At 71.4% G+C, this 6271-nt stretch carries 7 protein-coding genes and 4 tRNA genes; all 11 read right to left on the bottom strand.

The window, feature by feature from the left end; genetic code table 11:
• Nucleotides 1–320: GTP-binding protein (locus tag EDC50_RS15010; RefSeq protein ID WP_244922532.1), on the bottom strand; the 320-nt coding region annotated here is incomplete at its 3' end.
• Nucleotides 321–399: 79 nt separating this feature from the next.
• A tRNA-Thr gene (locus EDC50_RS15005) sits at nucleotides 400–475 on the bottom strand.
• 38 nt (nucleotides 476–513) lie between these two features.
• A tRNA-Gly gene (locus EDC50_RS15000) sits at nucleotides 514–587 on the bottom strand.
• Nucleotides 588–675: 88 nt separating this feature from the next.
• A tRNA-Tyr gene (locus EDC50_RS14995) sits at nucleotides 676–761 on the bottom strand.
• 104 nt (nucleotides 762–865) lie between these two features.
• Nucleotides 866–1957, bottom strand: coding sequence for a redox-regulated ATPase YchF (ychF, locus tag EDC50_RS14990; protein ID WP_123771304.1), 1092 nt, complete (start codon nucleotides 1955–1957; stop codon nucleotides 866–868).
• Nucleotides 1958–2045: 88 nt separating this feature from the next.
• Nucleotides 2046–2630: an aminoacyl-tRNA hydrolase gene (pth, locus tag EDC50_RS14985; protein WP_123771303.1), complete on the bottom strand. Its 585-nt coding sequence runs from the start codon at nucleotides 2628–2630 to the stop codon at nucleotides 2046–2048.
• Nucleotides 2631–2722: 92 nt separating this feature from the next.
• Nucleotides 2723–3376 carry a 50S ribosomal protein L25/general stress protein Ctc gene (locus EDC50_RS14980; protein WP_123771302.1) on the bottom strand — a complete coding sequence of 218 codons (654 nt, stop codon included), beginning with the start codon at nucleotides 3374–3376 and terminating at the stop codon, nucleotides 2723–2725.
• A 102-nt stretch (nucleotides 3377–3478) separates the two neighbouring features.
• Nucleotides 3479–4438 carry a ribose-phosphate diphosphokinase gene (locus EDC50_RS14975; RefSeq protein WP_123771312.1) on the bottom strand — a complete coding sequence of 320 codons (960 nt, stop codon included), beginning with the start codon at nucleotides 4436–4438 and terminating at the stop codon, nucleotides 3479–3481.
• Nucleotides 4439–4560: 122 nt separating this feature from the next.
• Nucleotides 4561–4637: transfer RNA gene (locus EDC50_RS14970), tRNA-Gln, on the bottom strand.
• 63 nt (nucleotides 4638–4700) lie between these two features.
• Nucleotides 4701–5591, bottom strand: coding sequence for a 4-(cytidine 5'-diphospho)-2-C-methyl-D-erythritol kinase (gene ispE / locus EDC50_RS14965; RefSeq protein ID WP_123771301.1), 891 nt, complete (start codon nucleotides 5589–5591; stop codon nucleotides 4701–4703).
• Nucleotides 5588–6211, bottom strand: a complete 624-nt coding sequence (gene lolB / locus EDC50_RS14960; RefSeq protein ID WP_123771300.1) for a lipoprotein insertase outer membrane protein LolB — start codon at nucleotides 6209–6211, stop codon at nucleotides 5588–5590. Before lolB ends, ispE begins: the two co-directional genes overlap by 4 nt.
• Between the last annotated feature and the right edge of the window lie 60 nt (nucleotides 6212–6271).

Genomic DNA, 6271 nt, shown 5'->3' with positions numbered 1-6271 from the left:
GAGCACACCAGGATCGCACCGTCCATCTGCGCCGCACCCGTGATCATGTTCTTCACGTAGTCCGCGTGGCCCGGGCAGTCCACGTGCGCGTAGTGGCGCGTCGGGCTCTCGTACTCCACGTGCGCCGTCGAGATCGTGATGCCGCGCGCCTTCTCCTCCGGCGCCGCGTCGATCTGGTCGTACGCCTTGAACTCGCCGCCGAACCGCTCCGCGCCTACCTTCGTCAGCGCCGCCGTCAGCGTCGTCTTGCCGTGGTCCACGTGACCGATCGTGCCCACGTTCACGTGCGGCTTGGTGCGCTCGAATTTACCCTTGGCCATGACAGTCGCTTCTCGCTTTGTACGGTTCTGCTACGAGGTTGGATACGGAGCCGGCGCGCGAACCGCGCGGGCCGGAATGTGGTGCTCACGACTGGAATCGAACCAGCGACCTCCTCCTTACCAAGGAGGTGCTCTACCGACTGAGCTACGTGAGCGGGTTGTTTTCCGAGCAGGCTGTCCGTCGCGGCGTCAATGGAGCGGGAGACGGGAATCGAACCCGCACCATCAGCTTGGAAGGCTGAGGTTCTACCATTGAACTACTCCCGCGCCGGCGGACCTGCTTGGGTGTTGCGCCGGCAGGTGGTAAGGCTGCCGGTTTGTTGCTGCAACCGTCCGGCCGGGGCCGGGCGAAAGCTGGTGGAGGGAGGTGGATTCGAACCACCGAAGGCGTAAGCCAGCAGATTTACAGTCTGCCCCCGTTGGCCGCTTGGGTATCCCTCCAAAAGAGCCCGTAATTTTGGCCCTCGGGCACGGGATTGTCAACGCGTTTTGCGCGCCGCCCTCGCCCGCCCCTCGCCCGCGCGCGGAAGCGGCGATGCGGCGCCTCAGACGTTGAAGCGGAAATGCAGCACGTCCCCTTCCTGGACGCGGTATTCCTTGCCCTCCAGGCGCAGGCGCCCGGCGTCGCGCGCCCCGGCCTCGCCCCGGTACTTGACGAAGTCGTCGTAGGCGATGGTCTCGGCGCGGATGAAGCCCTTCTCGAAATCGCTGTGGATGACGCCGGCGGCCTGCGGCGCGGTCGCGCCCGCCTTCACCGTCCAGGCGCGCACCTCCTTCACGCCGGCGGTGAAATAGGTCTGCAGGCCGAGCAGCTTGTAGGCGGCGCGGATCACCCGGTTCAGGCCGGGCTCGTCGAGGCCGAGGTCCTTGAGGAAGGCGTCGCGGTCGGCGTCGTCGAGCTGGCTCAGCTCCTCCTCGATCGCCGCCGACACCGGCACGACCTCGGCGCCCTCGCCCGCCGCGCGGGCGCGCACGGCGTCGAGGTGCGGGTTGTTCTCGAAGCCGTCCTCGAGCACGTTGGCCACGTACATCACCGGCTTGAGGGTGAGCAGGAACAGGTCGCGCACCAGCGCCTTGTCCTCCTCCGACAGGCCCAGCGCGCGCGCCGGGGTGCCGGCGTCGAGGCCGGTGCGCAGGCGGGCGAGCGCCTCGACCCGCGCCTTCGCGTCCTTGTCGCCGGTCTTGGCCGCGCGCTCGGCCTTGGCCAGCGCCTTCTCCACCGACTCCAGGTCGGCCAGGGCCAGCTCGGTGTCGATGGTCTCGATGTCGGCGATCGGGTCGACGCGGTTGCTGACGTGGATCACGTCGGGGTGCTCGAAGCAGCGCACCACGTGGGCGATCGCGTCGACCTCGCGGATGTGCGCCAGGAACTTGTTGCCCAGGCCCTCGCCGCTGGCCGCGCCGGCGACCAGGCCGGCGATGTCGACGAACTCGACCGCGGTCGGCACCACCTTCTCCGGCTTGACGATCCCGGCCAGCACGCCCAGGCGCGGATCCGGCACCGGCACCACGCCGACGTTGGGCTCGATCGTGCAGAACGGGAAGTTGGCCGCGGCGATGCCGGCCTTGGTCAAGGCGTTGAACAGGGTCGACTTGCCGACGTTCGGCAGGCCGACGATGCCGCATTTGATGCCCATGGTTTTGGTCCGTGATTGGTGATTCGGGATGCGGGTTTCGAAATCCGGGACCGCACGCGTGGCCTCGAACGGATCCCGGAGCCCGGCCCTAGGTCCGGCTGGTGTGCAGGCGCTTCATCGCCTCGTTGAAGTCGCCCGCGACCGCCAGCGGCAGCACGTCCTGGGCGTCGGCGATCGCGCGCAGCATCGCCGCCTCGTCGTCGCGGCCGGGGCGGCCGAGCACCCACGGCGTGACCTTGTCCTTGTGCCCGGGATGGCCGATGCCGATGCGCAGCCGATGGAACTTGCCGTGGCCGAGCAGGCGGATGATGTCGCGCAGGCCGTTCTGGCCGCCGTGGCCGCCGTCGAACTTGAGCCGGGCGACGCCCGGCGGCAGGTCGAGTTCGTCGTGCACGACCAGCGCCTCCCCCGGCTCGATCTTCCAGTAGCGCAGCGCGGCCAGCACCGACTTGCCGGACAGGTTCATGAAGGTGGCCGGCTTGAGCAGCCAGACCGGGCGGCCGGCGATCTCGACCTTGCAGGTCTCGCCGAACAGCTTCGATTCCAGGCCGAAGCGGCCGCCGAGGCGGTCGGCCAGGGCATCCACAAGCCAGAACCCGGCGTTGTGCCGGGTCCTGAGGTGCTCGGCGCCGGGGTTGCCCAGGCCGACGATGAGACGCAAACCGGTGCTCATGCGTTGCTGCGGGCGCCGCGCGGGACCCGCCCTCGCCGCGGCGAAGACGGGCCCTCGCCGGCGCCCCGGAGGCGATCGCCGCTAGGCGGCGATCACTTCTCGTCCTTGTTGACCTTGGCCGCCGGCACGTCGGCCGACTCGCCCTCGGCCTCGCTCGGCTCGGCCTCTTCCTTGCCGTGCTTGGCCACGGCCACCGCCACGTCGTGCTCCTTGCCGAGCTTGAGCTCGGGGATCTCGACGCCGGCCGGCAGCTTGACCTGCGACAGGTGGACGATGTCGCCGACCTGCATGCTGCCCAGGTCGACCTCCAGGTACTCCGGCAGGTCCTTCGGCAGGCAGCTGATCTCGACCTCGTTGAGCTCGTGGGTGATGACCACGCCCGCGGTCTTGCCGGCCGGCGACTTCTCCTGGTTGAGGAAGTGCAGCGGCACCTTCACGCGCAGCGCCTGGTTGGCGTCCACGCGCTGGAAGTCCAGGTGCATGATCTGCTGCTTGTACGGATGGCGCTGGATGTCGCGCAGCAGCACGCTCTCGACCTTGCCGTCGATGTCGAGGCTCAGGATCGAGGAGTAGAACCATTCGTTCTGGCTGGCCAGCCAGACCTTCTCGTGCTCGAGCTGGATGGGCTGCGGCGCGGACTGGCCGCCGTAGACGATGGCCGGGATGCTGGCGGCGCGACGGAGGCGGCGGCTCGCACCCTTCCCTTCGACGCTGCGGCCAGTGGCCTTGAGGACGTGTTCGGACATTGTTGGACTCACTTTGCTTGCGTAGGACCCGCCTCGCGGCGGAATGGACGCTCACCCGCGACCAGGTGAGCGCGTTCGCGGCCGGACGGCCGCAAATTCCTGTCAGTCGACGTACAGCGAGCTGACCGATTCGCCGAATGCGACGCGGCGGATGGTCTCGGCCAGCAGCTCGGCGACGCTGAGCTGGCGGATCTTGGCGCAGGCGCGCGCCGCGTCCGACAGCGGGATGGTGTCGGTGACCACCAGTTCGTCGAGCTGCGACCGGGTGACGTTGTCGATCGCCGCGCCCGACAGCACCGGGTGCGTGCAGTACGCGACCACCTTGGTCGCGCCCTGCGCCTTCAGCGCGCCGGCCGCCGCGCACAGCGTGCCGGCGGTGTCGACGATGTCGTCGACCAGCACGCAGGTCTTGCCGGCGACGTCGCCGATGATGTTCATCACCGTGGCGACGTTGGCGCGCGGGCGGCGCTTGTCGATGATCGCCAGGTCGGCGTCGTCCAGGCGCTTGGCGATCGCGCGGGCGCGCACCACGCCGCCGACGTCGGGGCTGACCACGATCAGGTTGTCGGTGCCGTGCGCGCGCCAGATGTCGGCCAGCAGCAGCGGCGAGGCGTAGACGTTGTCGACCGGGATGTCGAAGAAGCCTTGGATCTGGTCGGCGTGCAGGTCGACGGTGAGCACCCGGTCGGTGCCGACCGCGCCGAACATCTTGGCCGCGACCTTGGCGGTGATCGGCACGCGCGAGGAGCGCGGCCGGCGGTCCTGGCGGGCGTAGCCGAAGTACGGCACCACCGCGGTCACGCTGGCCACCGAGGCGCGCTTGAGCGCGTCGATCAGCACCAGCAGCTCCATGAAGTTCTCGGCGGTCGGCGCGTTGGTCGGCTGGATCACGAACACTTCCTGGCGCCGGACGTTCTCCTCGATCTCGACCTGGACCTCGCCGTCGGAGAAGCGCCCGACCAGCGCCTTGCCCAGGCGCGTGCCCAGTTCGCGGCATACCGCGTCGGCCAGCGGGCGGTTGGCGTTGCCGCTGAAAATCAGCAGGTTGCGATCGTTCTGCACTGTCATGGCCGCTGCGCTCTGACCGGGCGGTTTGGGAGGGCAGACCCCACGCCAGCGCATGGAATCCGTTGCTGTTGCGAATCCGCGCACCAGGCGCGGTTTGCGCGGGCGGGCCCGCGCGTTGGCAGGGGCGGTAGGATTCGAACCTACGAATGCCGGGATCAAAACCCGGTGCCTTGGACCTCTTGGCGACGCCCCTGCAGGAAAAACCAGCCGTCGGCCCGCATCGCCGGCCGATGCCCTCGGGAGCACCGCGCACCGGCTAGCCGCCGACCACCATCGCTTCGAGCGCGTCCCGCAGCGGCGACCGCGCCGCGCCGGCCGCGACCCAGGCCCGCAGGCCGGGCGGCAAGGCCGCCAGCGCCGCCTCGGCGGCCTCGCGCGTGGCGAACTCGACGAAGCAGCCGCTGCCGGAGCCGGTCAGGCGCGGCGAACCGACCTGCGCCAGCGCGGCGAACGCGGCCTCGACCGCGGGTTCGCGCGCGCGCAGCACCGGCTCGAACGCATTCCCGAGCGGCACACCCGAAACGAAGTCCGATATTGTCGCGGGCGGGGCATCGCGCGTCAATTCAGGCGCGGCGAACAGCGCCGCGGTCGGCGCGTGCACGCCCGGGTCGACGAGCAGGTACCAGGCCGGCGGCAACGCCAGCGGCGCGAGCCGCTCGCCGACGCCCTCGGCCCAGGCGTTGTCGCCGCACACGAACACCGGCACGTCCGCACCCAGGCGCAGGCCCAGCCCGGCCAGCCGGTCCCTGCCCAGGCCGCAGCCCCACAGCGCGTCCAGCGCGACCAGCACGGTCGCCGCGTCGGACGAGCCGCCGCCGAAGCCACCTCCCGCCGGAATGCGCTTTTCGACGACGATGTCCGCTCCCAGCGCGACGTTCGCCTCCGTTTGCAGCAGGCGGGCGGCACGCACGGCGAGGTCGTCGGCCGCGGCCACGCCCGGCAGCGAGGCGCCGTGGCGGACGATCGCGCCATCGCCGCGCACCCGCAGGCGGATCGTGTCGCCCCAGTCGAGCAGCCGGAACGCGGTCTGCAGCAGGTGGTAGCCGTCGCCGCGGCGCCCGACGATGCGCAGGAACAGGTTCAGCTTGGCCGGCGCCGGCCAGGCCGTCCATGCGGGCGCGGCGCCATGCCCGGGAATGCCGGTCATTCGCCCTCGCCCAGCGTCCAGGCGTCGACGACCAGGCGCACCTTGGCCTCGCCGCGGACCGCCTCGACCCGCCCCGGCAGGACCGGCCCGCCCGCGACCGGGCGCCAGTTGCGGTAGTCGATGGTCCAGCCGTCCTGGCGCAGCCGCGCCGGCAGGCCGTCGGCGCCGTAGGCCAGTTCGGCCGGGCCGAGCGCGGGCGCGCCGATCCCGCGCACCCAGTCCGCGAGCGCGCGCACCGGCACGTTCCAGCCGGTCGCTTGGTACAGCAGCGCCTCGACGTCGGCGCTCTCGCGCGGCCCGCCCTCCAGGCCCTCGAGGCGCGCGCCGGCGGCGTCGCCGCTCAGGCGCCAGCTCTGCCGGGTGACCGGGGCGCTGACCGAGATCGAATACGCGGCGCCGCGCTGCCGCCAGTCGATGCGGCCGCTGCCGCCCTGGCGGCCGTTGGAGGCGGCGATGCGCCCGGCCAGGGTCCAGTCGCGCAGCCCGGCGCGTTGCCGCGCTTCGGCCTGGGCGCGGGCGGGGTCGGCCGCCGCCGGCGCCGGCGCGCGCACGGGCTGCGCGGTACAGCCGGCCAGCAGCAACGCGGCGGCGGCCGCCAGCGATGGCGCCGCGCGCAGCATGCGCGCGGTGCCCGGGCCCGCCGGGTTCCGCCGGCGCGGATGCGGTCCGGCCAGCAGAGG

The sequence above is a fragment of the Vulcaniibacterium tengchongense genome, assembly GCF_003814555.1.
GTDB classification, from domain to species: Bacteria; Pseudomonadota; Gammaproteobacteria; order Xanthomonadales; family Xanthomonadaceae; genus Vulcaniibacterium; species Vulcaniibacterium tengchongense.
This window is presented reverse-complemented; position numbering and strand designations above follow the sequence as displayed.